Source organism: Bacillus sp. FSL R7-0685 (assembly GCF_038002425.1).
GTDB lineage: Bacteria > Bacillota > Bacilli > Bacillales > Bacillaceae > Bacillus > Bacillus subtilis.
This window is the reverse complement of record NZ_JBBOCN010000001.1, coordinates 433,961-458,720: the sequence shown is the minus strand read 5'-3', so window position 1 is coordinate 458,720 and position 24,760 is coordinate 433,961. Positions and strand designations below refer to the sequence as shown.

Sequence of the window (24,760 nt, the reverse complement as noted above, 5' to 3'; positions counted from 1 at the left end):
TGACTCTATGTTAAAACGCTTACAGTCCCTATACAATTGAAAGTAAAGAGGACTTTGGCACATGACTGTGACAATTTTTTAAAAATAAAAAGGCTCCTGATTTCAGGAGCCTTTTCTCTTTCCTCTATAAATGATGTTGCCATTTTGAATCACGTACTTTGCAATCATCCGCTCACTCACAATAAAAACGGGATAGGCGCACACAAGCGCAAAAACAGCCATCGGCACGTGCTGTACAGCCGGCAGCATTGAACCTGCCGCATTGCGGAGGAGCAGCAAAAGATAAATGAGCAGCACAATGGCCGCTAATGATACCAGCATAATCGGAGCTGATACTTTATATTCACAAAGCCGTTCCCGGCAGTGTCCGCAGCGAAATTGACAAGGCACATTTGATGATCTGACCATGTCGCCTGTCAAAGGTTTGCCGCAGTTCGGGCATGGTGTTTCTTTCATAGGGTATTCCTCACTTTCTATTCCATATGTCTATTATACCAGAGTCCCTTCTGTTTCGTTTTGTTGTTGTTCAACACATTTTCACATTTTTTATCATCAGCTTACTTGTCTCTGTCTCTAAAATCCTCTACGCTTAAATAGATCTTAATGAAGAGGGTGTATGAATGCTTCCGATTAATAGACAGCAACACATACTGAAGTGGCTGAAAGAAGAAGGCGCGCTCAGAATTTCTGACATCAGCGCAAGGTTTGGCGTTTCGGAAATGACGGTATACAGAGATGTCAATCAGCTGGTTCAGTCAAATCAGGTCATTAAAACGGCCGGCGGCATCACGCTCCCCGCCCGAACACCTCAAACGGATCATATGTGCAGCTATTGCTTGAAGCCCGTCAATCAAGCTCATTCGGTTCAGCTGATTACGGTAAACCAAGACATTGAACAGCTATGCTGCGCACATTGCGCGTTTTTGCGTTACGCGGATAAAACGGAAGAGGTTTCACACTTGATTTGCAGAGATTTTCTGTTACAGACAACCGTCAGTGCCGGTTCGGCTTATTTCGTCGTAAATGCTGAATTAAACCTGCACTGCTGCCAGCCGCAGGCCATTCCGTTTGCGACACTTGACCATGCCGAACGATTTCAAAAAGGATTCGGCGGAGCCGTCCGCACTTTCGACCAAGCGCTGGAAGACATGCTTCAAGACAGAAAGAAACGCTGCACCTGCACCAAGAAATAACACAACACATACAGCGGAAGGTGGTGTCTGAGTGATGAAGCGAAACAGATGGTGGATCATCCTTCTGCTTTTTCTTGTTTTCCTGCCGAAAACAAGCTTTGCTCACGCCTATATTGTCAAATCTTCACCTGGGGAAAACAGCGAATTAAAAAGCGCCCCTGCGCAGGTGGAAATCGAATTTAATGAACCGGTTGAAGAAGGGTTTCATTACATTAAAGTCTATAATTCAAACGGCGACCGTGTGGATACGGACAAGACTGAAATCAAAAAAGATAATCATCACATCATGACAGTGAAGCTGAAGAAGAATCTGCCTAAAGATGTGTACAGAGCGGAATGGAATGCCGTATCCGCGGATGGACATCCTGTTTCCGGCGTCATTCCGTTCAGTATCGGGAAAGCGGATGGCGGCTTCAGCAGCCAAAAAGCAGCCGACTCAGCGCTGAATCCGGGAACAGCAGCAGATCGCGCGATTCTGTATACAGCCTTATCTCTGTTTATCGGAACGGTTTTCTTCCATCTTTTCTGGTATAAAGGGAAATCAGAACAGCTCGTCAAACGGACGAGACGTATCCTGACCGGCTCGATCGCAGCATTGGGGCTGGCGCTTTTGCTTCAGCTTCCGATTCAGACAAAAGCGAACGCAGGCGGCGGCTGGGGCAGCGCATTCCAGCCGGGCTACATCAGAGAAACACTGTTTGAGACAGCAGGCGGCTCCATTTGGATCATACAGGCCGCGCTGTTCGTGCTGCTCGCACTGTCTGTCATCCCTGCGATACGAAAAAACCGCTTTTCATCCTTTGGCTATTGGACAGCGCCGCTCATTTTCTTTTTCGGTCTCCTGCTCGCCAAGGCGTTTACCGGGCATGCTGCTGTCGTTGAAGAAAAAACGGTCGGCATTTTGATGGATTTCCTTCATTTAACTTCCGCTTCCATCTGGGTTGGCGGAATAGCGGCACTCGTTTCGCTGCTCTCAAAAGAATGGAGGCAGCCTGACAAAACGCTCGCGTGGGAGACGGTCAGACGGTTCTCCCCATGGGCGCTCACTGCAGTCGGCGTCATTTTGTTTTCAGGCTTGCTCAATGGATTTTTCATCATTCGTTCAATGGATTCACTATTCCATACAGCGTACGGCCAAGCTCTTTTAGTGAAAAGCGGGCTGTTTGTTTTCATGCTGGTCTTAGGTGCGATTCATTTTCTGCTTACCAGAAAGCAGCGCCGCACAGGAATCAGCCGAACGTTGAAAGCGGAGTGGGCAATCGGCATCGCTGTATTGATCACAGCTGCCGTGTTTACAAGCCTGCCAAGCCCGCCTGAGCCAGCGCCGGAACCGTTCTACCAAACCAAAGCGATTGAGAACGGACAAAGCGTTTCTCTCAGCATCAGCCCAAACCAGCCCGGAAAAAATGTTTTTGAGCTGCGGGTCACCGACCATAACGGAGATCCCGTGAAAAACATCCAGCAAATCACGTTAACCGTTTATAAAACAGGCCTGTCAGGCAGCGAAAACAAAAGCACCTTTACATTAAAAGAAAAAACAAAAGGCGTCTTCCAAGATCAAAACCTGTCGATTAATGAAAAAGGAAACTGGAAGATCAAAGTCCACGGCCTGACCGGCGACTTTAACGAAATCAATATCATGTTTACAAAGACCAATTAAGGAGTGTTTACGTTGTTGAAAAAAATCGCATTGACACTATGTCCGGCTATTGTCGGCTCCCTCTTATTATTTACGGCCCCTGCCAGCGCGCACGTTTCTGTAAAACCGGCTGAGTCTGCTGCAGGCTCTTGGGAAACGTATACAATGAAGGTCCCTTCTGAGAAAAATCTGCCGACAACGAAGGTAGTCCTCAAAATGCCGAAGGATGTTGAATTCCAGCAATATGAGCCAATTCCGGGCTGGAAGGTTTCCACTCAAAAACATGATGACAAATCAGTCTCCGTGACATGGGAGGCGACTGACGGAGGGATTCAGGAAGGACAGTTCCAGCAGTTTACCTTTGTTGCCAAAAACCCTGACAAAGCGGAGGAAGCCGCTTGGGACGCATACCAATATTACAAAGACGGCAGCATTGTTGAGTGGACAGGTGACGAGGATGCCGATACACCTCATTCCATTACAAACATCACGTCTGCAAAACAAGTGACAGATGAGCACGGCGCCACGAAAACAGAAGACGATTCCGAAAACTCAGGTTCTTCAGCTCTAGACATTACAGCGATTGTGCTGTCTGCGGCTGCCATTATTTTATCTGTAGCAGCACTTGTTAAGAAAAAGCGTGCGTAATAAAAAAGCGATCCAGATGTGATGTCTGGGTCGCTTTTTTTGTTTAACCGCGTCCTGCCTGGAATGAAGGATATTGTGTCATACCACCGTCCGCGAATAACGTGATGCCTGTGACGTAGCTGGCTTCCTTCGAAGCAAGCCAGGCTGCTACTGCGGCGATCTCCTCCGGTTCGCCGATATATCCCATTGGAATCATGCTTTCTACATCAGCTTTCTGTTTAGGGTCAGCGAATTTTTCAGCATTGATTGGCGTGTTGATCGCACCTGGCCCAATATTATTGACGCGAATGCCCTTCGGCGCGTATTCCAACGCTAATGTTTCTGTCATCAGCTTTATCCCGCCTTTACTTGCCGCATAGTGGACAAATAACGGCCAAGGAATCACTTCGTGCACACTGGACATGTTAATGACATTTCCCTTGATATCGTTTTCTACGAAATATTTAATCGCTTCACGGCTTCCTAAAAAGGCACCCGTTAAGTTCGTGCCGATGACTTTATCCCAATCCTTGAGCGGCATTTCGTGAGATGGTACAGGATTTTCAAGACCGGCATTATTAATCATAATATCGAGTGTGCCGAACTCCTTAATTGCCGTTTGCACGATATTTTTTACATCTTCCTCTTTCGTGACATCTCCTTGGACGACAACAGCTTCACCGCCCGCCTTGATGACCTCTTCTTTTACCTCGTTTGGATCTTGTTTATTACTATAATAGTTGATAACCACTTTTGCCTGCTCCTTGCCGAAGCGAATGGCCATCGCCTTTCCGAGCCCTGAAGCAGCTCCTGTAATAGCGACGACTTTTCCTTTTAAATCCGGATACATATACATCCTCCTCCATTTGTTATGAATTTGTTTTGGCGATTCCTAAGAATACGGCGGCGGCAATAATCAGGATAATCCCGATCGCAATTGCTATTAGCTGGCGTTTCGTTTTCTTTTCACGCAGGATGAAAATACCGCCGAGCGTAGAAATGACAATTCCCATTTGTGAAAGGGAAAAGCTCGTTGCAACGCCGACTCGCGGCTGAGAAATAAACAAAAACATATTTCCGCCTGCCCAGATTAACCCTGGGAGAATATTTCTGATCGCATACTTGTTAAAGGGTTTGTGTCTATAGGTTAAAACTAACCCCCCGACCACCATACCAATTGCCTGTGGCAGCAACGCGGACCAGCCGGACACATTGAATAATCTAGCCACTACTACATAAACCAAATAACCAAGAGTCGAAACAAGGAGAATCAAAATGCCCTTTTTCAAATTGCTTGGCTCGCCCTCTTTTTTATCATTCTTATCTTCCAAGGACGTGAGAATGATTCCCACAATGATAAAGATCAAAGCGAGAACGCCAAGCGTAATCGCAATCGGTGTTGACCATTCGCGGAACACGATCACACCGAACAGCGAGGTGGAAACGAGCTGCATTCCTGTGGAAATCGGCATTGTTTTCGACACGCCCATCAATTGAATGCTTTTCAGCTGGTTGGCCTGTCCAAGTGACCAAAATAAGCCGGATACGATTCCAACAATAAAAATGCGAAGGGACAGAACGGGCTGAACAAAAAAGTAAATAACGATAGAAACAATGAGTGCCCCGATCGTCGTTCCCAGTGTCTGGCTGTACGGCCCGCCGCCTAATTTCACATTGAAGAGAACAATGCTCCCCCAAAACAAAGCCGGGAGAAGAGCCAATAATAAATCCATTGTTGGGGAACCTTCTTTCAAAATGTATTTGCTGTTATTTTGGCTGGAATTGTTGTGATTATTCGCCGGAACAGAAAAAGAGCTGCCGGAAAATCCGGCAGCTCTCAGGAGCGTGCATTCTTTTATAAACCGATGGACAAATATTTTGTTTCAAGGTACGGCTCGATACCTTCTGAACCGCCTTCACGGCCAATGCCGCTTTCTTTCATTCCGCCGAATGGCGCTTGAACCGCTGACGGTCCGCCGTCATTCCAGCCGATAATGCCATACTCTAGATTCTCGGAAATATAGATGCCGCGGCGGTAGTTTTCTGTGAAGAAGTAAGCAGCCAAGCCATACGGTGTATCGTTGGCAAGCTGAATCGCTTCATCAATATCAGAAAACGTGACGATCGGGGCGACCGGACCGAATGTTTCCTCATGCATGATGTTCATGGACGTATCGACATCGGTGAGCACTGTCGGATTCACAAAGTAGCACCCTTTGTCATCGTTTCGGTCATATGTGCCCCCAGCAATAACCTTCGCGCCTTTTTCAACCGCATCATCAATTTGGCTGACGATTTTTTCGAAGCCTCGTTTGTTGATGATCGGGCCGACATTGACGCCTTCCTCAAGTCCATTTCCGACTTTCAGCTTAGACACTTGCTCGCTCAGTTTCGCAGCAAATTCATCCTTGATGGATTCATGAACGATCAGGCGGTTGGCACATACGCAGGTTTGGCCTGCGTTTCGGTATTTGGACGCCATCGCCTGTTCAACGGCAAGGTCAATGTCTGCATCTTCATCTACGATCAGCGGGGCGTGTCCGCCGAGTTCCATTGAGACGTGCTTCACGGTGTCCGCGCTGTTTTTCATAAGGATTTTCCCTACAGGTGTTGAGCCTGTGAAGGTGATTTTGCGGATTTTCGGACTGCTTGTGAACACATTTCCGATTTCTTCTCCATCGCCGATTACAACCTGAAGAACATCCTTCGGAATGCCCGCTTCATATGCGAGGCGCGCTAGTTCATAAGCAGACAGCGGTGTGTCCGGCGCCGGCTTGATGATAAATGTACAGCCAGCGGCAAGAGCAGGCGCCGCTTTGCGTGTAATCATCGCATTCGGGAAATTCCAGGGCGTGATAGCAGCAACGGGGCCGACCGGCTGGCGTGTGACAACAATTCGTTTACCCGTTGTCGGGGCCGGGACCGTTCTTCCGTACACACGCTTCGCTTCCTCTGCGAACCATTCGATATAGCCTGCGCCGTAAAGTACCTCGCCGACTGCTTCCTGGTATGGTTTTCCGTTTTCCTTTGTAATTAAATCTGCAAGCTCTTCTTTATGTTCAACAATCAGCTCATACCATTTTTTCAAAAGAGACGCTCTTTCGTTCGCTGATGTTTTAGACCACGTTTTAAACGCTTGATGTGAACGTTCAATGGCTTCTTCTACCTCTGTGGCTGATTGCTGAGGAATCGTTTTGATCTCCTCGCCCGTAGCCGGGTTGTAGACCGTTAATTGATCTGGCATATTGAACATTCCTTTCTTTTCATGATTACTTAAAATGATAGCAGACCCAGCCGTTTTCTTTCCAATGATTAAGCTCGCAGGCCCGCCTCCAAGATGCTGAGCCCTTCATTTAAAAGGCTGTCTGAGATGACGAGCGGTGTCAAAAAGCGGATGATATTACCGTTAATTCCCGCTGTCAGCAAAAGTAATCCGTTTTGATTCGCATAGGCCGCGATCGCTGCTGCTTTTGCTTTATCAGGCTCACGCGTGTCTGGATCCTTGACGATTTCGATTGCGGCCATCGCCCCGAGTCTGCGGATGTCACCGATGAACGGGAATTCTTTTTTCCACTCATACGCCCTATCTTCAATGATTTTGCCAATTTCTTCAGATCGCTCATTCAGTCCTTCTTCTTCGATAATATCCAAGACTGCCAAAGCCGCCGCGCAGCCGAGCGGGCTGCCGGCATACGTGCCGCCCAGCTCCCCTGGCGCTGCCGCATCAAGCATTTCCGAACGCCCGATCACGCCGCTTAATGGCAGGCCTGCCGCAAGCGATTTAGAAACCGTGATCAGATCGGGCACTACATCAAAGTGCTCAATTGCGAAATAAGTGCCAGTTCTGGCAAAGCCGGTTTGGATTTCATCAGCAACAAAAACAATGCCGTGTTCTTTGCAGAATGAAGCGACGTGCTGTACGAACCGTTTCGAAGGAATAATAAACCCGCCTTCTCCCTGCACTGGCTCCATCACGACACACGCCACCGTTTCAGGCGCCACTGAAGCGATAAAGAAATCATTGAATGCTTGAATGACCATATCGTCATAGCTTTCATCACTCATGCCGGCCGGCTTCTGATAATAATAAGGGAACGGCGCTTGATAAACCTCTGGCGCAAAAGGCCCGAAACCGAATTTATAAGGTTTTACCTTGCTTGTCATGCTCATCGTCATATTCGTGCGCCCGTGAAACCCGCGTGTAAACGAGACAACGCCTTGGCGCTTTGTATACTTTCTGGCGATTTTCACAGCGTTTTCGACCGCTTCTGCCCCTGAGTTAAGAAAAATCGCTTTTTTCTCATGGCTGCCCGGTGCAATGCCACACAGTTTTTCGGCTAACTCGATATAAGTCGGGTACATCATGACATTAAAGCCAGGATGAATCAGCTCCTCCGCCTGCCGCTTCACAGCCTCAACCACCTTCGGATGCGAGTGTCCGACATTTAACGTGCCGATGGCGCCTGCAAAATCAATAAATCTCCGGCCGTCCAGATCGTACAGCTCGGCCCCTTCTCCTTTGACCGCCAGACTGCGGTTGCCGTTGCTCACACCTTTTGACACAAATTGATCCCGTTTTTGCTGCCATTGTGCAGTTGTGATGCTTGCTGTTGTTTGACTCATGTGAATATCCCCCTGTCGGTATTTTCTTATCATTCTGACTTCTCTTTGGTATGATGAAAAGTACCAATTATAACTTTTTGATGGTATCAGAAGGAGAAAATACAAATGGATATCACGATTACACTCGATCGTTCAGAACAAGCCGATTATATCTATCAGCAAATTTATCAAAAGCTGAAAAAAGAAATCCTCAGCCGCAATCTGCTGCCGCACTCGAAGGTTCCCTCCAAGCGGGAGCTGGCTGAAAATCTCAAGGTCAGCGTAAATTCAGTGAATTCAGCCTATCAGCAGCTGCTGGCTGAGGGGTATTTGTACGCCATTGAACGAAAGGGTTTCTTCGTGGAGGAACTAGACATGTTTTCCGCCGAGGAGCACCCTCCATTTGCACTGCCGGATGACCTAAAAGAGATTCACATCGACCAGAGCGATTGGATATCGTTTTCACACATGAGTTCCGATACAGACCATTTTCCGATCAAAAGCTGGTTCCGCTGCGAGCAAAAAGCGGCCTCCCGCTCATACCGCACGCTCGGCGATATGTCACATCCGCAAGGGATATATGAAGTGAGAGCGGCCATTACCAGGCTCATTTCCCTGACGAGGGGTGTAAAATGCAGGCCCGAACAAATGATCATAGGGGCAGGCACACAGGTGCTCATGCAGCTGTTGACTGAGCTTTTACCCAAGGAAGCCGTGTATGCGATGGAAGAGCCTGGCTACAGGCGCATGTATCAGCTTTTGAAGAATGCCGGAAAACAAGTAAAGACGATCATGCTGGATGAAAAAGGCATGTCGATTGCTGAAATCACCAGACAGCAGCCAGATGTGCTGGTGACCACCCCGTCGCATCAGTTTCCGTCCGGAACGATTATGCCTGTATCCAGAAGAATTCAGCTGCTGAACTGGGTAGCCGAGGAGCCGCGCCGATATATCATTGAGGACGATTATGATAGTGAATTCACATATGATGTAGACAGTATTCCGGCGCTGCAAAGCCTCGACCGTTTTCAAAATGTCATCTATATGGGAACCTTTTCAAAGTCCCTTCTCCCCGGCTTGCGGATCAGCTATATGGTGTTGCCGCCTGAGCTGTTGAGGACATACAAACAGCGGGGCTATGATCTGCAGACTTGCTCATCACTTACACAGCTCACCCTGCAGGAATTTATTGAGTCTGGTGAATATCAGAAGCATATAAAAAAAATGAAGCAGCATTATAAAGAAAAGAGAGAACGCCTGATCACCGCTTTAGAAGCAGAGTTCAGCGGAGAGGTTACCGTAAAAGGAGCAAATGCGGGGCTGCATTTTGTTACCGAATTTGATACCAGGCGCACCGAACAAGACATCCTGTCACATGCTGCCGGGCTGCAGCTTGAAATATTCGGAATGAGCCGATTTAACTTGAAGGAAGACAAGCGGCAAACGGGCAGGCCAGCTCTCATTATCGGCTTTGCACGGCTGAAGGAAGAAGATATTCAGGAGGGTGTGCAGCGGCTTTTCAAAGCGGTTAACGGACATAAAAAAATCCCCGTTACAGGGGATTGATTCACCAGCGATCCTGGTCTACATTCAGCACAGCTTCAAGCAGGCCCGGAAATGCCTTTTCAAGGTCTTCAGCGCGAAGCGAATAATACCGGCGCTTTCCTTCTATCCGAACTTGAGCGATGCCTGATTCTCTCAAAACTTTAAAATGATGCGACAAAGTCGATTTGGCAACCTGCACATCTGCACAGGTGCTGCACGTTTTTTCTTTTGCTTCAGCTAATTGCTTGACGAGCTCTAAACGAAGCGGATCACTAAGTGCATGAAGAACCTTTGTCAGCTGCAATGTTTCTGTTTCTGGATGGTTTGGAATGTTCATGACACAAATGTATCACACAACAATTAGAATGACAATTTTACTATTTAAGGGTTTTTCCTTTACCTCATTTAGAATACATGTTACATTTAGTTCGATGAAATTCGAACAATAAATTCGCATAACGACGGAGGAGATTTACATGATCGTATTACAAGCTTACATCAAAGTAAAACCAGAAAAACGCGAGGAATTTTTGAGCGAGGCTCAATCACTTGTTCAGCATTCAAGAGCTGAGGAAGGCAACGCGCAATACGACCTATTCGAAAAAGTAGGCGAAGAAAATACATTTGTCATGCTTGAAAAATGGAAAGATGAAGCGGCAATGAAATTCCATAACGAAACTGCGCATTTCCAAGGGTTTGTCGCAAAAGGAAAAGAACTGCTGAGCGCCCCTCTTGATGTTGTCCGCACAGAGCTTAGCGAGTAAAGAAAGGGTGTCCCATATGAATGAAGTGATTAAATCTTTAACAGACCACCGCTCGATTCGCAGCTACACAGATGAGCCTGTAGCTCAGGAGCAATTGGACCAAATCATTGAAGCGGTGCAATCAGCCCCTTCTTCTATCAACGGACAGCAAGTGACTGTGATCACAGTCCAGGATAAAGAGCGCAAAAAGAAAATCTCCGAACTGGCAGGCGGCCAGCCATGGATCGATCAAGCTCCTGTTTTCCTGCTGTTCTGCGCAGATTTCAACCGGGCCAAAATTGCGCTTGAAGATCTGCATGATTTCAAAATGGAAATCACAAATGGATTGGAATCTGTTCTTGTCGGCGCAGTAGACGCTGGTATTGCCCTCGGCACAGCAACAGCAGCGGCTGAGTCACTCGGACTTGGCACAGTTCCGATCGGTGCGGTTCGCGGAAACCCTCAAGAGCTGATCGAACTGCTTGAGCTTCCAAAATACGTGTTCCCTTTATCCGGCCTTGTCATTGGGCATCCTGCCGACCGTTCAGCGAAAAAACCGCGCTTGCCGCAGGAAGCTGTCAATCATCAGGAAACTTATTTGAATCAGGATGAGCTGACGTCTCACATTCAGGCATACGACGAACAGATGTCTGAATACATGAATAAACGGACAAACGGAAAAGAAACAAGAAATTGGTCACAGAGCATCGCTTCCTACTATGAGCGCCTGTACTATCCGCACATCCGTGAAATGCTTGAAAAACAAGGATTTAAAGTTGAAAAATAAGCTCTTATTCGGCCTGTCGGATTTTCCGGCAGGCCTTTCATTTACCCGGTTAAAATCCATTGACTTCTATTTTGTTTATTTGGTAAAATTTTTTCATAGTTACTCATTGGTTTTCTGTGAACCAATGGGTTTTCTAATGTTCAAGAAAGAAGGAAGCCATGAGATGCTTGATAAAAAAACAGATATCTTGTTAGCCGCGCGAAAGCTTTTTTCGGAAAAGGATTTTACGTCGGTTTCCATGCAGGCGATCGCAGAAGAATGTAAGATGTCAAAAGCTTCGATATATAAGCTGTTCCAATCTAAAGAAGATCTGCTTTTGGAGCTGCTGTCATTTAACCAGAAGCAAATGGTGGCCGCAGCCTCAAGACTTCAGGAAAATACCGCACTTACACCGGAGGAGCGTTTGACGCAAAAGGTCAAAATGGAACTGGAGGGCTTCAGGCGGAATCAGCAGTTTTTCAATATGCTGACCTACGGAAACCCCAAGCTGCACAATGACCGGGTCAAACAGCATATCCATCAGACCAGATCGACGATTATCTGCTGGCACTGCGATTCGCTGATCCAGGCGTATGGAGAAACCATTCTCCCATTTGTGTGGGATTTGGTCATCATTCTTCATGGTATGATGCGTGAGTTTTTAATGCTGATCAAAATCGAGGAAAAACCGCTTGAGCTTGACCCGATCGCAGAGTTTATCATCAGCACCCTCAATCAGATTATCAAAAACAGGGAAACCCGCCAGTCTCTTCTTCCGCCCGAAGCCATCGAGCTTTATATTCATTCAGCATCCTCCTACAAGCCAAAGGATAAATCAGTCCTATTATCGGAAAGCCTGAAGGAATTACATAAAGGCATCTCTTCCCTGTCCGCCGCGGACTATGACGTAGATGAACTGACATCCGCAGCCGCCATGCTGGAGGAAGAAGCGAAGAAGGAAGAACCCCGCGCTTTTTTACTCAAATCACTGATTGGCTATCTGGAACAAACCGGTGTTTTAACACAGCCCGTTTCCATGTTAAAAACACTGTTAATTACTTAGAGAAAAGAAGGGATATGTATTGAACACAAGTATTGAACAAAAACCTTTTAACCGTTCTGTCATTGTCGGCATTTTGTTAGCCGGAGCGTTTGTGGCGATTTTGAACCAGACATTGTTGATTACCGCACTTCCCCATATCATGAGGGATTTCAATGTCGATGCCAACCAAGCACAATGGCTGACCACATCATTTATGTTAACCAACGGGATTTTAATTCCGATTACCGCGTTTTTAATTGAGAAATTCACAAGCCGGGCGCTGCTCATCACAGCAATGAGCATTTTCACTGTCGGAACAGTCGTCGGAGCGTTCGCGCCGAACTTCCCGGTTCTGCTGACAGCACGTATCATTCAAGCGGCCGGAGCCGGCATTATGATGCCGCTCATGCAGACTGTATTCCTGACAATCTTTCCGATTGAAAAGCGCGGCCAGGCTATGGGTATGATCGGATTGGTCATCTCATTCGCGCCTGCGATCGGACCGACTCTTTCCGGATGGGCTGTCGAAGCTTTCTCTTGGAGATCATTGTTTTATATTATTCTTCCGTTTGCTGTGATTGATTTGATTCTTGCCAGCATCCTGATGAAAAACGTGACGACTTTAAGAAAAACACAGATTGATATTTTGTCAGTCATCCTTTCAACATTTGGGTTCGGCGGCCTTCTGTACGGCTTCTCAAGCGTCGGCTCTTATGGCTGGTCCAGTTCAACCGTCTTAATTTCACTGCTGGTGGGTGTCATCGCGCTGCTCTTGTTTATCACAAGACAAATGAAGCTTGAAAAACCGATGCTGGAATTCCGCGTCTTCACGTTTGGCGTTTTCAGCTTAACAACACTCCTGGGAACCCTCGTCTTTGCATTATTGATCGGTACGGAAACCATCCTGCCGCTTTATACACAAAACGTCAGAGACGTCACAGCTTTTGATACAGGGCTTATGCTCCTTCCGGGAGCCGTTGTGATGGGCTTTATGTCGCCGATTATCGGCAGAATTTTTGACCGTGTCGGCGGAAGAGGGCTGGCGATTGCCGGTTTCTGCATCATCTTCCTGACATCTCTGCCGTTTATGCAGCTGACTGACCATACGTCACTCGCTTGGATTGTCGTTTTATACACCGTTCGTCTCTTAGGCACCGCCATGATCATGATGCCGGTGACAACAGCCGGAATCAACGCGCTTCCGCGTCACTTGATTCCGCACGGAACAGCGATGAACAACACGATTCGCCAAGTCGGCGGCTCGATCGGAACCGCACTATTGGTTTCCGTGATGAGCAACCAGGCGGCACATGCAGGCACGACAAATGTGAAGCACGCCGCCCTGCACGGCATGAACGCCGCTTTTATTGTGGCTGCCGTCATTGCACTTGTCGGCTTCCTTCTCTCATTCACATTAAAGAAACCTCAGCGCCCTGCCGAACAGCAGCCGGCACGCTGATTAACAAAAAAAGAGCCCCGCTATTTAGCGGAGGCTCTTTTTGGTTTTACTTTTCTAAACCGTCTTTCACTTCTTTAATCATTTGCGTCATAGACTCAAGTCCGCCTCCTGATAAATACCAAGTAGCAGAATCAAGGTAGACGACATGACCATTTTTCACTGCGTTTACATTTTTCACATAATCATTTTCAACGACTTGTTTAGTAGATGATGTTTCACCGATCGCTGTACCGCGGTCAATAACAAACAGGTAATCCGGGTTTGTTTTTGAAATGTACTCGTAAGAAACGCTTTGTCCGTGAGTAGACGCTTTGATGTTTTTATCAGCCGGTGTCACGCCAAACACGTCATGGATCAGGCCGTATCTTGATTTAGGACCGAATGCGCTGATCTTCCCGTCGTTCGCCATGATGACGAGACCGTTTTTGTTAAGCTTTTCAGCCGTTTTCTTTACATCTGCGATTGAATGATCGATTTTTGCGAGTTCATCCTTCACTTCATCTTCTTTATCGAAGATCTTACCGATTGTTTCTGCGTCAGACTTAAATGATTCCATATACTTCGCTGTGTCTACGCCAAGGTAAATTGTCGGCGCAATTTCAGAGAATTCTTTGTAAGACTCAGATTGTCTTCCTGAGATAATGATCAAGTCAGGATCTAAATCTGCCACTTTCTCGAAGTCTGGCTCTTTTAAGCTTCCGACGTCAGCATATTTGTCATCCTTGAATTTGGACAGATATTTAGGAAGAGCTTGTTTCGGCAGTCCCGCTACTTTATCATCAAGTCCAAGTTTATCTAATGTATCTAAGCTTCCAAAGTCAAATACGACAACTTTTTTAGGGCTCTTCGGTACTTTTGTTCCGTTTTTGTCCAGCTGGTGTTTCACCGTGATTTGTTCTTCCTTAGAATCAGAACCTTTGCTGCTTGTGCTTTGGTTTCCGCATGCAGAAATCACAACTGCCGTCACCAAAGCGATGAATAGTAATGCGAACTTTTTCATGCTCTTCACCTCTTCTATATATTAAGAAAAATAGACACCTATTCTTTGATTATCAATCGTCTGAATCGGGATGGTCATATCGTAGATTTCCTCAAGCACTGATGTTTCTATCATTTCTTCAGGCGGTCCTTCTTTAACGATTCGGCCGTTTTTCAAAGCGACGATATAGTCAGAATAGACTGAAGCAAAATTGATATCGTGAATGACGATCACGATTGTTTTTCCAAGCTCCTCTACCAGCCGTTTCAGCAGTTTCATAATTTCAACTGAGTGTTTCATATCCAGATTGTTCAGCGGTTCATCCAGAAAGATATAATCTGTGTCCTGGGCAATGACCATGGCGATAAATGCCCTTTGGCACTGTCCGCCGCTCAGCTGATCCAAGTATTTGTCTTGAATGTCTTCCAGCTTCATATAGCTGAGCGCCTGGTTGATATGAACCCAGTCTTCCTCTGTCAGCCGGCCCTGTGAGTACGGAAACCTGCCAAAACTGACGAGGTCTTTGATCGTGAGCCTGATATTGATTTGGTTCGCCTGCTTCAAAATGCTCATTTTCTTGGCAAGCTCTTTACTGTCACATGCTCCAATCTCTTGTCCGTCTATGTAAATCTCGCCGGAATCCTTTTTGATCAGGCGGCTCATGATAGACAGCAGCGTACTTTTGCCGGCGCCGTTAGGACCGATAAACGAGGTGATTTTGCCCTTTTGAATCGTGACTGACGTCTCTTCAAGGACAACTTTCCCGCCATATTGTTTGCTTACATTTCTGACCTCTACCATGATTTATTCTCCTTTAACAGCAAGTAGATAAAATAAATCCCGCCGGCAAAATTAATAATGACGCTCAGCGTCGTTGAGAAGGTAAACACTTTCTCAACCACAAACTGCCCTCCGACCAGCGCAATGATGCTGATGAAAACGGAGCCTGCGATTAAGTATGAATGCTTATATGTTTTCAGGAATTCTCTCGCCAGGTTGACGACCAGAAGGCCTAAAAACATAATCGGCCCGACTAGCGCTGTTGAAACAGAAACCAAAATCGCAACCACGATCAGCATCTGCTTCACCACTTTGTCGTAGTCAATGCCCAAATTCACGGCGTGCTCGCGTCCGAGCGACAGCACATCGAAAAATTTTGTAAAACGCCAGACATAAACGCCTATCAGCAGGAAGATGATGAACGCGAGCCATAACAAATCCGTATTGATATTGTTAAAGCTGGCAAACATCTTGTCCTGCACAACTTGGAACTCGTTCGGATCAATCAGCATCTGCATAAAAGAAGACAGGCTGCTGAACAGCGTGCCAAACACGATTCCGATAAGCAGAAGGAAAAAGATATTTCTCCCCTCACCCTTGAACATGATCTGATACAAAACAAGAGAAAACAGGATCATCAGCAGAACAGAGATGATAAAGTTGATGTTTTTATTCATGATGACCATATTCGCAGAACCGAACAAAAAGATAATGCCAGTCTGAATCAGCATGTAGAGAGAATCAAGGCCCAAAATGCTCGGCGTCAGGATGCGGTTGTTCGTAATCGTTTGAAAGATCATGGTCGAAAACGCAATCGCTCCCCCAGTCAGCACAATGGCAGCGACTTTTTTGATTCGTCTCGGCAGGGTGTAATCCCAATTTCCTAAGTCATAAAACAAAAACAAGCCAATACATACAATGGCTAAACCAACGAGCAAAGCTATTTTCATCTGGTTACGCATAGGCTTTTCTCCTTAACAGCATAAACAGGAAAATGCCGCTGCCGATGATTCCGACCATCAGGCCAATCGAGATTTCATAAGGGAAGATAATGATTCTGCCCAGTATATCGCAAAACAGCACAAACACCGCTCCCAACAGCGCAGTATGCGGCAGGCTGCTCTTCAGATTGTCTCCTCTGTAAATCGATACAATATTCGGGATGATTAAACCGAGAAACGGCAGCATACCGACAGTCAAAATGACAAGGGACGTGATCAGGGACACGATAATGAGCCCGATGTTCACAACCCGTTTGTACTTGAGGCCGAGGTTGACAGAAAAGCTTTCACCCATACCGGCCAATGTGAATTTATCCGCATACACATAGGCAATGATGACGAGCGGAATACTCAGATAAAGAAGCTCGTATCTTCCTTTCACGACTAAAGAGAAGTCTCCCTGCAGCCATGATGACACATTCTGGATCAAGTCATATTTATATGCGATAAATGTCGCGATTGAACTGACGATATTCCCGAGCATTAAACCGACAAGCGGAATAAAGATGGTGTCGTTAAACTTGATTCTTTCAAGGATTTTCATAAACAGAAAATTTCCTGCAAGGGCAAAGACAAACGCAACCAGCATTTTAATTAAAGGACTGGCGGATGTAAACAGCAGCAGGGAAATTAAAATGCCGAGCCTCGCCCAATCCATCGTGCCCGCCGTCGTCGGTGACACGAATTTGTTTCTGCTGATCTGCTGCATAATCAAACCGCAGATGCTCATGCTTAATCCCGCGATGACAATGCTGATCAATCGCGGCAAACGGCTTGCAAACAGCGTTGACGCCTCTTGTTTGCTTAAATCGAAGAGATCAAGCGGCGACAGATCTTCTACGCCGATAAATACAGATGTGACTGCTAATATGATAAGTAGAATAAATAAGTAACGTAGCTTCATGCTGCCTCCTTACATCCTTACAGCAAAAAGAACGTATCTCCTACTCCGCAAGGACTCAAAACAATATGGCCATATAGTAATTGATTATCATTATCATTTACATATTACCATTTTTTTAGGGTTAGTCAATATTCTTTAAAAATATTAACCTAGTCATTTATCCATTTTACTAATCATTCTAACCATTTTCCATCTCAAAACGTTAGGCTGTTTACCATATTTATCTTTATAACGCAGGCATACGGTCAGCAAACCTGACACCATTCCTCGTGAAAAATACAAATGTTCTCTCCAGAAAGAAATTCCCCCTTGATTTACAGTACTGAAAGAGAGATAATAAATACTAAATTTGTGTGAAAATTTTAAACATTAGGAGATGTAAACATGAAGGTCGTTAAATTCGGAGGCAGCTCACTTGCTTCAGGCGCCCAGCTTGACAAGGTGTTTCACATCGTTACCTCAGACCCGGCACGGAAAGCTGTAGTCGTTTCAGCTCCGGGAAAACGCTATGCCGAGGATACGAAAGTGACTGATCTCTTAATCGCATGTGCAGAACAATATTTGGCAACAGGCAGCGCACCTGAACTGGCGGAAGCTGTTGTGGAACGGTACGCTCTCATCGCCAGTGAGCTTCAGCTGGGGCAAAGCATTATCGAAAAAATCAGAGATGATCTGTTTACGCTTTTAGAAGGAGATAAAAGCAATCCCGAGCAATACCTTGACGCAGTCAAGGCCAGCGGAGAGGATAACAATGCCAAGCTGATCGCCGCTTACTTCCGCTATAAAGGCGTCAAAGCGGAATATGTAAACCCGAAGGATGCCGGCCTCTTTGTGACAAATGAACCCGGCAACGCGCAAGTTCTTCCTGAATCCTATCAAAACCTCTATCGTCTTCGGGAACGTGACGGACTCATCATTTTTCCCGGTTTTTTCGGATTCAGCAAGGATGGCGATGTGATCACATTCTCACGGAGCGGTTCTGATATTACCGGTTCGATTCTTGCCAACGGACTACAAGCCGATTTGTACGAAAACTTTACAGACGTAGACGCTGTGTATTCTGTCAATCCGTCCTTCGTTGAGAATCCAAAGGAAATCAGCGAGCTGACATATAGAGAGATGCGGGAGCTGTCCTACGCGGGTTTTTCAGTGTTTCATGATGAAGCGCTCATTCCGGCATTCAGAGCGGGGATTCCTGTTCAGATCAAAAATACGAACAACCCCTCAGCCGAAGGCACCCGCGTCGTCAGCAAGCGGGATAACACAAACGGGCCTGTCGTCGGCATTGCCAGCGACACCGGTTTTTGCAGCATTTATATCAGCAAGTATCTCATGAACAGAGAAATCGGTTTTGGCCGCAGAGCCCTTCAAATCCTGGAGGAGCATGGTTTGACGTATGAGCATGTTCCATCGGGAATCGATGACATGACGATCATTTTACGGCAGGGGCAAATGGATGCCGCCACTGAACGCAGCGTCATCAAACGGATCGAAGAGGATTTGCATGCCGATGAAGTCATCGTCGAGCATCATCTCGCCCTGATTATGGTTGTAGGGGAAGCGATGCGCCACAATGTCGGTACAACGGCAAGAGCCGCCAAAGCATTATCAGAGGCACAGGTGAATATCGAAATGATCAATCAGGGGTCTTCTGAAGTGAGCATGATGTTTGGCGTAAAAGAAGCCGAAGAAAGAAAAGCCGTTCAAGCGTTATACCGGGAATTTTTCGCGGGCGTATTAATCTCTTAATCGTACATAAATAGCGGGCGGCAGCGCCCGCTATTTTTTATATCACCTTCATATAGCCGAATTGTTCATTTTTTCTCTTGTCCACTATTATCCCTGCCAAATGGATCGGTTCAGCATATCTTATAGTATCCTTCATAGGGAGGTGAAACCTTATGTCAGGATACTCTAACGGCGGCGGTTACGGCGGCATCAGTTCTTTCGCTTTAATCGTTGTATTGTTTATTCTATTAATTATCGTAGGGACTGCGTTTGTTGGCGGCTTCTAAGCTGCTGACCGTCTCTGCGGGACCCTGTCCGCCACAGTTTTGCAGCATTTGCTGAAGCAATCTCGCAAGGAGGTGCACAAAATGTCAGGTTACGGAACTTCTTTCGCTTTGATTGTTGTGTTATTTATCCTCTTGATAATTGTGGGAACTGCATTTGTAGGAGGCTACTAAATAAACGTAATCTCCATGAAGGCGGCACCGCAAGACTATGTCTTGCGGTGTTTTTTTGAAAAGAAAAACCCCTTCTCGCTAATGAGAAGGGGCTTGTTCTTACGTCATTCCTCTTTCTGTCACATGAAAGTCGAGTGCTTCCGCATTAGCAGAAACGCCAGCCGCTGTAAAAATCGCGGCTGCGGCCAAACAAATAACAAACAACTTAGATTTCAATTTCATACAAACCTTCACTCCTTTGTATTTGTTTTCTTGCCTCTTCAACTTGTAGAAAGTAGGAAGCAGACAGTTTAAACCATTTCTGTTCATAGTAATATTTTGCTACTTCTAGGGCTAAATCCTCTATATCAGCGTACATATTTTTATTTTTTAAGTATTGGAAACATCGTTCGATTCCTTCTTCATTGGGCTGATCCTGATATAGGGATTGCAAAAACTCGAATTTTACGGCATAGTCTGCATCGTCTGTTTCTTTAGCATATTCATAGCCCCGCTTGTGATATTCCGAAGCTTTATCATGTTTTCCCTGTTTATAATAAATCAGGGTGATTAAAAAATAGGCTTGCGGGAGAGAATTGACGATCCTGCTGCTTTCAAATGTGGAGACCGCTTTTTCAAAGTAATCAATGGCAGGGTCTAGAAGGTCTTGATTGTAATAGCATAACCCGAGATTGTAGTATGCTCTTCCGACCAGCTGGGCTTTTTGTTCCGCTTGGGCCATGTTGAGCGCCAATTTGAAATGGCGTGCGGCTTGTTCGAAATTTCTTTCATCCATCAGGTTGACCCCGAACACGAAATGGCACTGAATGATTCTCACATTATAGGTTTCCTGCTCCACGTAAATTTCATAGGCGTTTTTTATATTAATCAATGAAAAATACGTTTGCTTCATATAATAATAAGCTTCCGCGATTTTAAAATAAAATTCAGCCCGTTCAATATGGTCTGCGACAAAGGAGAGCTTTTTCTCCGCCTGTTTATAGTATGTAATGGCAGAAATAAATTCCCGCTTATCAAATTCATACATCCCGCGAAAAAAATTCACGTAATAGTCGAGCAGCCCTTTGAGATCTGCCTGGTTGCTGTCAATGTTTCTTGATAATTCAGACAGGCTTGGCTGGTCTTCGATATTTAATTTCTCTAACGGCTCAAGATAATCCAGCATAAGCTGGTGCCGGAATTCCATTAGTGAATAATAAAGCAGCAAGTTGGAATCATGCTGCATGTGTTTCAGTTCCTGCTGGATTTCAGCTTTTAACACTTCGGCATCCGGCACGCTGAATGTCCGGATATATCTGTACCACTCGTTAATTTTTTGACCGACCGCTGAAGAAGGAATTACCCCGCTCTTCATTCCTTCACCCTCTCCCATCAAAAACTGTTTATGTCATATTTTATCATGTTTATAGATCGTCCCAACCCGAAAAACACGCAATCTTTGTTTTCGGGAGCACGCAATAAACCGAAGCGGTGTGCAAAAAAGGCGGCTGCATCAGTTGATGCGCCGCCCTGTATGCTATTGCTGTTTTGCCGTTAAAGGAAGGCGGATGATGAACTTTGTGCCTTTCCCTTCTTCACTCTGGATTTCTACTGTGCCCTGGTGCATTTCAACGAGCTGCTTGACGATCGAGAGACCGAGTCCGTATTCACCATATGCCGTGTTCGTTCTTGAAATATCTGCTTTATAGAATCGCTCCCAAATATGCTCAATATCCTCTTTTGGAATGCCGATTCCCGTGTCTTCAATTTCAATAATCGTCTCTTTATAACCTTCCATTCCGCGCAGCCAAATGTCACCGTTTTGCGTAAATTGGATGCTGTTTTTCGTAATGTTGACGAGAATTTGAATGAACCGGTCATAATCGGCATGTACGATGACGTGATCCTCTACTTGGATCATCAGCTTGTTTTGTTTTTCTTCCGCCTGCTGCTGCAAGTGCTCTTTCACGATTTCAAACACCTCGATCAGAGGAACGTCTAGCTTGTTCAATGTAATTTGCTGGGATCTGATTTTTTCATAATCCAGATTTTCTTTTACGAGCCGCAGCATGCGCTTCGTTTCCTCACTGATCAGCGAGAAGCATTTATCCTTTTTATCCTCAGGAATCGTATGACTGTTCAACCCTTCAACCAAACCGTTGATCGTCGTCAGCGGTGTTTTTAATTCATGTGACACATCAGCGATAAACTGCCTTCTCCGCTTCTCAAGGCGATCGATTTCATCCCTTGACTGCTTTAGTTTTTTCGCCATGATATTAAAGTCAGACGCCAGTATGCCGATTTCGTCCCCGTAGCTGTTTTCCAAATGGATGTCATAATCGCCGGAAGCCACTTTATCTGTCGCTTCTCTCAGCTTTTGAATCCGCTTGACATGGAATTTGGACAGAAGCCAACTCACGAGAATCGTAATCACAAGCGTGCTGATCACAGCGTAAAACATATAGAGGTTGACCTGATTGACCATCTGTTCAACACCGCTGATCGGAGAAATCAGCAGAACAGCGCCTTTAAATTCGTTCTGAACAAATATAGGCTGCGCCACAAGTGACACTTCATCATCAAAACGGCCATCTGCCCTGATCATGACAGTCTGCCCTTTTTTTAGCTTATTCCATTCTGACTTCTTCAGCTGTTCCCTTGGTGGGTGATGAAAGCCTTCAGGAAGAAAATAGGGCTGCTGCTCTTCATTAAAGATGATAAACTGCGTCTTTCTTGTGCTTAAAATGTCCTGATAAGGATAGAGCCTGCGCATGTCCACCTGGCCGGCTTGGAATTCATTTGCAATCTGCACCGCATATGATGTCAATTCCTCTACTTTGTTTTGATAGGCAAATTCCTTCACAAAGTGGGAAAACAGAGAAATGATAATGACAAATGCTAAAATCAAAATGCTGATGTGGCTTAGCAGCAGCTGATATAAATATTTAATCTTCATCAAATTTATACCCTACTCCCCACACAGTATACAGGAAAGGCTTGTCCTCGCTGGCAAGCTTTTTCCGCAGCCGTTTGATATGAACGTCAACCGTTCGCTCATCTCCGTAAAATTGATAGCCCCATACCTGCTCAAGCAGCTGTTCTCTGGAGAACACCTGCCGCGGATTTTGGACAAGGTAATAAAGCAGATCGAATTCCTTCGGCGTGAGATTTTCTACAGGCTCTCCGTTTAATAATACTTCTCTCGTCTTCTTATTAATGGTAAAGCATTCCGTTTCGATCATATCTTCATCAATAACCGCTTTGCCTGTCGCCTTGTATCTTCTGATGACGGCTTTGATGCGGGCAACCAATGTCAGCGGACTGAACGGCTTTGTGACATAATCGTCCGCCCCCATCTCAAAGCCGATGACCTGATCTGATTCAGTGTCTTTGGCAGTCAGCATGATAATCGGCACCGTGCTTGTCTCTCTTATTTTTCTGCAGATGGTCACGCCGTCCATAGATGGAAGCATGATATCCAAAATGATCAGATCCCAATTTTCTTCCGTAAAACGCTGGTACCCTTCTAACCCGTCATGAACGAATTCCGCTTCAAAACCTTCTTTAAAAAAGAACATCTCCGTCATCGTACATACACTAACATTATCTTCTATCATTAATATTTTCATTATATCCTCCGGTTGTTTTGATGCTTTTTTATATAATAGCACCATTTTAAACAGAAGGTTTTGCGTTTCACAATTGTTAGTTTTTATTTCATCAACTAGAAATAGATTGTTCATATTTTTTTCATACCTTTGGACTACAATTAATTTATCAGCAAGGGGACGCGCCCCAGAGGCGGTCTTATCCATAAAAAAACCTATACGGAGGAACATAAATGAACTTTATCAAACGGGCCTTTTGGAATATGAAGGCTAAAAAGGGAAAAACGTTATTGCAATTATTTGTGTTTACAGTCATATGTGTCTTTGTTCTATCAGGCCTCACCATCCAGTCGGCAGCACAAAAGTCAAGCGAACTGGCCAGACAGGAACTTGGCGGAAGCGTGACACTTCAGGTTGACCGCCAAAAGCAAATGGAAAAACAGCAGGACAGCGGTGAAAAACGCAGCTTCGAATCAACACCGATCAAAGTGTCTGATGCGAATAAGCTTGCAGCGCTTGATCATGTGAAGAGCTACAATTACACCACATCAGCTTCAGCCAACGCGGGAAACTTTGATGCGATTGAAAGCTCTAGTTCAAGTGATTCCAGCTCCAGCAGTTCAAGCTCAAACGCTAAAAACAGCCAAGGCGGCGGACAAGGCGGACCGCAAATGGTTCAAGCCGATCTTTCGATTGAAGGTGTCATCAGCACAGCATTAGTTGATGACTTCTCTGACGGAGATTCAAAAATCACTGACGGACGCGCGATTACAAAATCAGATGTCGGCAAAAAAGTAACAGTGATCAACGAAACATTAGCGGAAGAAAATGATTTAAGCGTTGGCGATTCGATCACAATTGAATCAGCAACGGATGAGGATACAACAGTAAAGCTGAAGATCGTCGGTATTTATAAAACAACATCTTCAGGTGATGACCAAGCCCAAAATTTCTCTTTCTTAAATCCTTATAACAAGCTTTATACACCTTACACAGCAACAGCGGCGCTGAAAGGCGACGACTATAAAAATACGATTGACTCAGCTGTTTACTATATGGACGACGCGAAAAATATGGATGCTTTCGTAAAAGCAGCGAAGAAAACATCAATAGACTTCGATACGTACACACTGAATACAAACGATCAGCTTTACCAGCAAATGGTCGGACCGATTGAAAATGTGGCTTCTTTCTCTAAAAACGTGGTGTATCTTGTATCAGTGGCAGGCGCCGTCATTCTTGGCCTGATTGTCATGATGTCAATCAGGGAGCGCAAATACGAAATGGGCGTGTTAATGGCCATCGGTGAAAAACGATGGAAATTGATTGGACAGTTCTTGACTGAGATTCTGATTGTGGCCGTTATCGCTATCGGCCTTGCATCTGTGACGGGAAATCTCGTCGCAAATCAGCTTGGAAATCAGCTTTTATCCCAGCAAATCAGTTCATCAACCGATTCAACGCAAACCGCAAGCGGACAAATGCCCGGCGGCGGTGGCGGCATGGGCGGCGGAATGTTCGGCCACAGTTCATCAAACGTGGATGTTATCGATTCACTGAACGTCGCGGTTTCTATGAACGACATGCTTATTCTGGGCGGGATCGGCATCCTAATCGCAATCATTGCAACATTGCTGCCGTCAATTTCAGTACTGCGGCTTCATCCGAAAACGATATTGACAAAACAGGAATAGAAAGAGGCGGAAC

General features: G+C 45.7%; 26 protein-coding genes. 12 read left to right on the top strand and 14 right to left on the bottom strand.

All coding sequences use genetic code 11. The features are described from left to right. Window positions 1-102: 102 nt before the first annotated feature. The gene (locus tag MKY50_RS02370; RefSeq protein WP_339202161.1) at window positions 103-456 is read right to left on the bottom strand and encodes a hypothetical protein; all 354 of its coding nucleotides are present in this window, start codon (window positions 454-456) and stop codon (window positions 103-105) included. Between the two features lie 164 nt (window positions 457-620). Between MKY50_RS02370 and ycnK the strand changes: the two genes are divergently transcribed. From ycnK to MKY50_RS02355, 3 genes are read left to right on the top strand one after another with little or no spacing between them, the layout of a single operon-like run. Beyond that, window positions 621-1,193, top strand: a complete 573-nt coding sequence (ycnK, locus tag MKY50_RS02365; protein ID WP_003234446.1) for a copper uptake transcriptional regulator YcnK — start codon at window positions 621-623, stop codon at window positions 1,191-1,193. Window positions 1,194-1,227: 34 nt separating this feature from the next. Continuing rightward, the gene (gene ycnJ / locus MKY50_RS02360; protein ID WP_088325309.1) at window positions 1,228-2,853 is read left to right on the top strand and encodes a copper transporter YcnJ; all 1,626 of its coding nucleotides are present in this window, start codon (window positions 1,228-1,230) and stop codon (window positions 2,851-2,853) included. Between the two features lie 12 nt (window positions 2,854-2,865). Continuing rightward, window positions 2,866-3,480 (top strand): YcnI family copper-binding membrane protein, encoded by a 615-nt coding sequence (locus tag MKY50_RS02355; protein WP_043858126.1) that lies wholly within the window; start codon window positions 2,866-2,868, stop codon window positions 3,478-3,480. A gap of 43 nt (window positions 3,481-3,523) precedes the next feature. On the opposite strand, the gene gdh is transcribed toward MKY50_RS02355, so the two are convergent. The 4 genes from gdh to gabT all read right to left on the bottom strand — a co-directional run bounded on the left by gdh (window position 3,524) and on the right by gabT (window position 8,082). After that, window positions 3,524-4,309, bottom strand: a complete 786-nt coding sequence (gene gdh / locus MKY50_RS02350; RefSeq protein WP_003246720.1) for a glucose 1-dehydrogenase — start codon at window positions 4,307-4,309, stop codon at window positions 3,524-3,526. Window positions 4,310-4,328: 19 nt separating this feature from the next. Further along, window positions 4,329-5,192, bottom strand: a complete 864-nt coding sequence (gene glcU, locus MKY50_RS02345; protein WP_003234455.1) for a glucose uptake protein GlcU — start codon at window positions 5,190-5,192, stop codon at window positions 4,329-4,331. A gap of 122 nt (window positions 5,193-5,314) precedes the next feature. Further along, window positions 5,315-6,703: a succinate-semialdehyde dehydrogenase gene (gene gabD / locus MKY50_RS02340; protein WP_015382777.1), complete on the bottom strand. Its 1,389-nt coding sequence runs from the start codon at window positions 6,701-6,703 to the stop codon at window positions 5,315-5,317. Between the two features lie 68 nt (window positions 6,704-6,771). Continuing rightward, window positions 6,772-8,082, bottom strand: coding sequence for a 4-aminobutyrate--2-oxoglutarate transaminase (gabT, locus tag MKY50_RS02335; protein ID WP_015252814.1), 1,311 nt, complete (start codon window positions 8,080-8,082; stop codon window positions 6,772-6,774). A 105-nt stretch (window positions 8,083-8,187) separates the two neighbouring features. Between gabT and gabR the strand changes: the two genes are divergently transcribed. Beyond that, window positions 8,188-9,627, top strand: a complete 1,440-nt coding sequence (gene gabR, locus MKY50_RS02330) for a MocR-like transcriptional regulator GabR (RefSeq protein ID WP_341116101.1) — start codon at window positions 8,188-8,190, stop codon at window positions 9,625-9,627. 1 nt (window position 9,628) lies between these two features. On the opposite strand, the gene MKY50_RS02325 is transcribed toward gabR, so the two are convergent. Continuing rightward, window positions 9,629-9,943, bottom strand: coding sequence for an ArsR/SmtB family transcription factor (locus MKY50_RS02325; protein ID WP_003234476.1), 315 nt, complete (start codon window positions 9,941-9,943; stop codon window positions 9,629-9,631). Between the two features lie 139 nt (window positions 9,944-10,082). Between MKY50_RS02325 and MKY50_RS02320 the strand changes: the two genes are divergently transcribed. The 4 genes from MKY50_RS02320 (at window position 10,083) to MKY50_RS02305 (ending at window position 13,616) form a co-directional block, all read left to right on the top strand. Beyond that, the gene (locus tag MKY50_RS02320; RefSeq protein WP_003234477.1) at window positions 10,083-10,370 is read left to right on the top strand and encodes a putative quinol monooxygenase; all 288 of its coding nucleotides are present in this window, start codon (window positions 10,083-10,085) and stop codon (window positions 10,368-10,370) included. A 16-nt stretch (window positions 10,371-10,386) separates the two neighbouring features. Continuing rightward, a complete protein-coding gene (gene nfsA / locus MKY50_RS02315; RefSeq protein WP_003234479.1) occupies window positions 10,387-11,136 on the top strand; it encodes an oxygen-insensitive NADPH nitroreductase in 750 nt (249 codons plus the stop codon). A gap of 163 nt (window positions 11,137-11,299) precedes the next feature. Next, window positions 11,300-12,178, top strand: coding sequence for a TetR/AcrR family transcriptional regulator (locus MKY50_RS02310; protein ID WP_167568110.1), 879 nt, complete (start codon window positions 11,300-11,302; stop codon window positions 12,176-12,178). Between the two features lie 19 nt (window positions 12,179-12,197). Beyond that, window positions 12,198-13,616: an MDR family MFS transporter gene (locus MKY50_RS02305; RefSeq protein WP_151870438.1), complete on the top strand. Its 1,419-nt coding sequence runs from the start codon at window positions 12,198-12,200 to the stop codon at window positions 13,614-13,616. 46 nt (window positions 13,617-13,662) lie between these two features. Here the strand turns inward: MKY50_RS02305 and yclQ are convergent, their stop codons facing one another. The 4 genes from yclQ to yclN are packed head-to-tail and all read right to left on the bottom strand — an operon-like array spanning window position 13,663 to window position 17,280. Then, entirely contained in the window at window positions 13,663-14,616 is a 954-nt protein-coding gene (gene yclQ, locus MKY50_RS02300; RefSeq protein ID WP_341116100.1) for a petrobactin ABC transporter substrate-binding protein YclQ, read from the bottom strand. A 21-nt stretch (window positions 14,617-14,637) separates the two neighbouring features. Further along, complete coding sequence (yclP, locus tag MKY50_RS02295; protein WP_003234487.1) at window positions 14,638-15,396, bottom strand: petrobactin ABC transporter ATP-binding protein YclP; 759 nt, start codon at window positions 15,394-15,396, stop codon at window positions 14,638-14,640. Beyond that, window positions 15,390-16,337: a petrobactin ABC transporter permease YclO gene (gene yclO, locus MKY50_RS02290; protein ID WP_247471227.1), complete on the bottom strand. Its 948-nt coding sequence runs from the start codon at window positions 16,335-16,337 to the stop codon at window positions 15,390-15,392. Before yclO ends, yclP begins: the two co-directional genes overlap by 7 nt. Then, window positions 16,330-17,280, bottom strand: coding sequence for a petrobactin ABC transporter permease YclN (gene yclN / locus MKY50_RS02285; protein WP_014475804.1), 951 nt, complete (start codon window positions 17,278-17,280; stop codon window positions 16,330-16,332). The genes yclO and yclN overlap by 8 nt, the downstream gene beginning before the upstream one ends. A gap of 384 nt (window positions 17,281-17,664) precedes the next feature. Between yclN and MKY50_RS02280 the strand changes: the two genes are divergently transcribed. The 3 genes from MKY50_RS02280 to MKY50_RS02270 all read left to right on the top strand — a co-directional run bounded on the left by MKY50_RS02280 (window position 17,665) and on the right by MKY50_RS02270 (window position 19,466). Then, window positions 17,665-19,029 (top strand): aspartate kinase, encoded by a 1,365-nt coding sequence (locus MKY50_RS02280; RefSeq protein WP_208556326.1) that lies wholly within the window; start codon window positions 17,665-17,667, stop codon window positions 19,027-19,029. Between the two features lie 152 nt (window positions 19,030-19,181). Continuing rightward, window positions 19,182-19,295: a YjcZ family sporulation protein gene (locus MKY50_RS02275; RefSeq protein WP_003234495.1), complete on the top strand. Its 114-nt coding sequence runs from the start codon at window positions 19,182-19,184 to the stop codon at window positions 19,293-19,295. An 81-nt stretch (window positions 19,296-19,376) separates the two neighbouring features. Further along, window positions 19,377-19,466 (top strand): YjcZ family sporulation protein, encoded by a 90-nt coding sequence (locus MKY50_RS02270; protein WP_015482794.1) that lies wholly within the window; start codon window positions 19,377-19,379, stop codon window positions 19,464-19,466. Between the two features lie 99 nt (window positions 19,467-19,565). On the opposite strand, the gene phrC is transcribed toward MKY50_RS02270, so the two are convergent. The 4 genes from phrC to yclJ form a co-directional block, all read right to left on the bottom strand. Beyond that, on the bottom strand, window positions 19,566-19,688 hold the full coding sequence (gene phrC, locus MKY50_RS02265; protein ID WP_003224994.1) for a phosphatase RapC inhibitor PhrC: 123 nt from the start codon (window positions 19,686-19,688) through the stop codon (window positions 19,566-19,568). Further along, window positions 19,672-20,820: a response regulator aspartate phosphatase RapC gene (gene rapC, locus MKY50_RS02260; RefSeq protein ID WP_014475800.1), complete on the bottom strand. Its 1,149-nt coding sequence runs from the start codon at window positions 20,818-20,820 to the stop codon at window positions 19,672-19,674. The genes phrC and rapC overlap by 17 nt, the downstream gene beginning before the upstream one ends. A gap of 162 nt (window positions 20,821-20,982) precedes the next feature. Next, window positions 20,983-22,404 (bottom strand): two-component system sensor histidine kinase YclK, encoded by a 1,422-nt coding sequence (yclK, locus tag MKY50_RS02255; RefSeq protein ID WP_163190361.1) that lies wholly within the window; start codon window positions 22,402-22,404, stop codon window positions 20,983-20,985. Continuing rightward, entirely contained in the window at window positions 22,391-23,074 is a 684-nt protein-coding gene (yclJ, locus tag MKY50_RS02250; RefSeq protein ID WP_003246532.1) for a two-component system response regulator YclJ, read from the bottom strand. Before yclJ ends, yclK begins: the two co-directional genes overlap by 14 nt. Window positions 23,075-23,286: 212 nt before the next feature. Here yclJ and MKY50_RS02245 point away from each other — a divergent pair, with 212 nt between their 5' ends. Further along, window positions 23,287-24,747, top strand: a complete 1,461-nt coding sequence (locus tag MKY50_RS02245; protein ID WP_015382763.1) for an ABC transporter permease — start codon at window positions 23,287-23,289, stop codon at window positions 24,745-24,747. The last annotated feature ends 13 nt before the right edge of the window (window positions 24,748-24,760 follow it).

Excerpts from the sequence above, each read along its gene's own strand:
- MKY50_RS02370 (WP_339202161.1), bottom strand. The coding sequence starts at position 456 with ATGAAAGAAACACCATGCCCGAACTGCGGCAAACCTTTGACAGGCGAC.
- ycnK (WP_003234446.1), top strand. The coding sequence starts at position 621 with ATGCTTCCGATTAATAGACAGCAACACATACTGAAGTGGCTGAAAGAA.
- ycnJ (WP_088325309.1), top strand. The coding sequence starts at position 1,228 with ATGAAGCGAAACAGATGGTGGATCATCCTTCTGCTTTTTCTTGTTTTC.
- gdh (WP_003246720.1), bottom strand. The coding sequence starts at position 4,309 with ATGTATCCGGATTTAAAAGGAAAAGTCGTCGCTATTACAGGAGCTGCT.
- glcU (WP_003234455.1), bottom strand. The coding sequence starts at position 5,192 with ATGGATTTATTATTGGCTCTTCTCCCGGCTTTGTTTTGGGGGAGCATT.
- gabD (WP_015382777.1), bottom strand. The coding sequence starts at position 6,703 with ATGCCAGATCAATTAACGGTCTACAACCCGGCTACGGGCGAGGAGATC.
- gabT (WP_015252814.1), bottom strand. The coding sequence starts at position 8,082 with ATGAGTCAAACAACAGCAAGCATCACAACTGCACAATGGCAGCAAAAA.
- gabR (WP_341116101.1), top strand. The coding sequence starts at position 8,188 with ATGGATATCACGATTACACTCGATCGTTCAGAACAAGCCGATTATATC.
- MKY50_RS02325 (WP_003234476.1), bottom strand. The coding sequence starts at position 9,943 with ATGAACATTCCAAACCATCCAGAAACAGAAACATTGCAGCTGACAAAG.
- MKY50_RS02320 (WP_003234477.1), top strand. The coding sequence starts at position 10,083 with ATGATCGTATTACAAGCTTACATCAAAGTAAAACCAGAAAAACGCGAG.
- nfsA (WP_003234479.1), top strand. The coding sequence starts at position 10,387 with ATGAATGAAGTGATTAAATCTTTAACAGACCACCGCTCGATTCGCAGC.
- MKY50_RS02310 (WP_167568110.1), top strand. The coding sequence starts at position 11,300 with ATGCTTGATAAAAAAACAGATATCTTGTTAGCCGCGCGAAAGCTTTTT.
- yclQ (WP_341116100.1), bottom strand. The coding sequence starts at position 14,616 with ATGAAAAAGTTCGCATTACTATTCATCGCTTTGGTGACGGCAGTTGTG.
- yclP (WP_003234487.1), bottom strand. The coding sequence starts at position 15,396 with ATGGTAGAGGTCAGAAATGTAAGCAAACAATATGGCGGGAAAGTTGTC.
- yclO (WP_247471227.1), bottom strand. The coding sequence starts at position 16,337 with ATGCGTAACCAGATGAAAATAGCTTTGCTCGTTGGTTTAGCCATTGTA.
- yclN (WP_014475804.1), bottom strand. The coding sequence starts at position 17,280 with ATGAAGCTACGTTACTTATTTATTCTACTTATCATATTAGCAGTCACA.
- MKY50_RS02280 (WP_208556326.1), top strand. The coding sequence starts at position 17,665 with ATGAAGGTCGTTAAATTCGGAGGCAGCTCACTTGCTTCAGGCGCCCAG.
- MKY50_RS02275 (WP_003234495.1), top strand. The coding sequence starts at position 19,182 with ATGTCAGGATACTCTAACGGCGGCGGTTACGGCGGCATCAGTTCTTTC.
- MKY50_RS02270 (WP_015482794.1), top strand. The coding sequence starts at position 19,377 with ATGTCAGGTTACGGAACTTCTTTCGCTTTGATTGTTGTGTTATTTATC.
- phrC (WP_003224994.1), bottom strand. The coding sequence starts at position 19,688 with ATGAAATTGAAATCTAAGTTGTTTGTTATTTGTTTGGCCGCAGCCGCG.
- rapC (WP_014475800.1), bottom strand. The coding sequence starts at position 20,820 with ATGAAGAGCGGGGTAATTCCTTCTTCAGCGGTCGGTCAAAAAATTAAC.
- yclJ (WP_003246532.1), bottom strand. The coding sequence starts at position 23,074 with ATGAAAATATTAATGATAGAAGATAATGTTAGTGTATGTACGATGACG.
- MKY50_RS02245 (WP_015382763.1), top strand. The coding sequence starts at position 23,287 with ATGAACTTTATCAAACGGGCCTTTTGGAATATGAAGGCTAAAAAGGGA.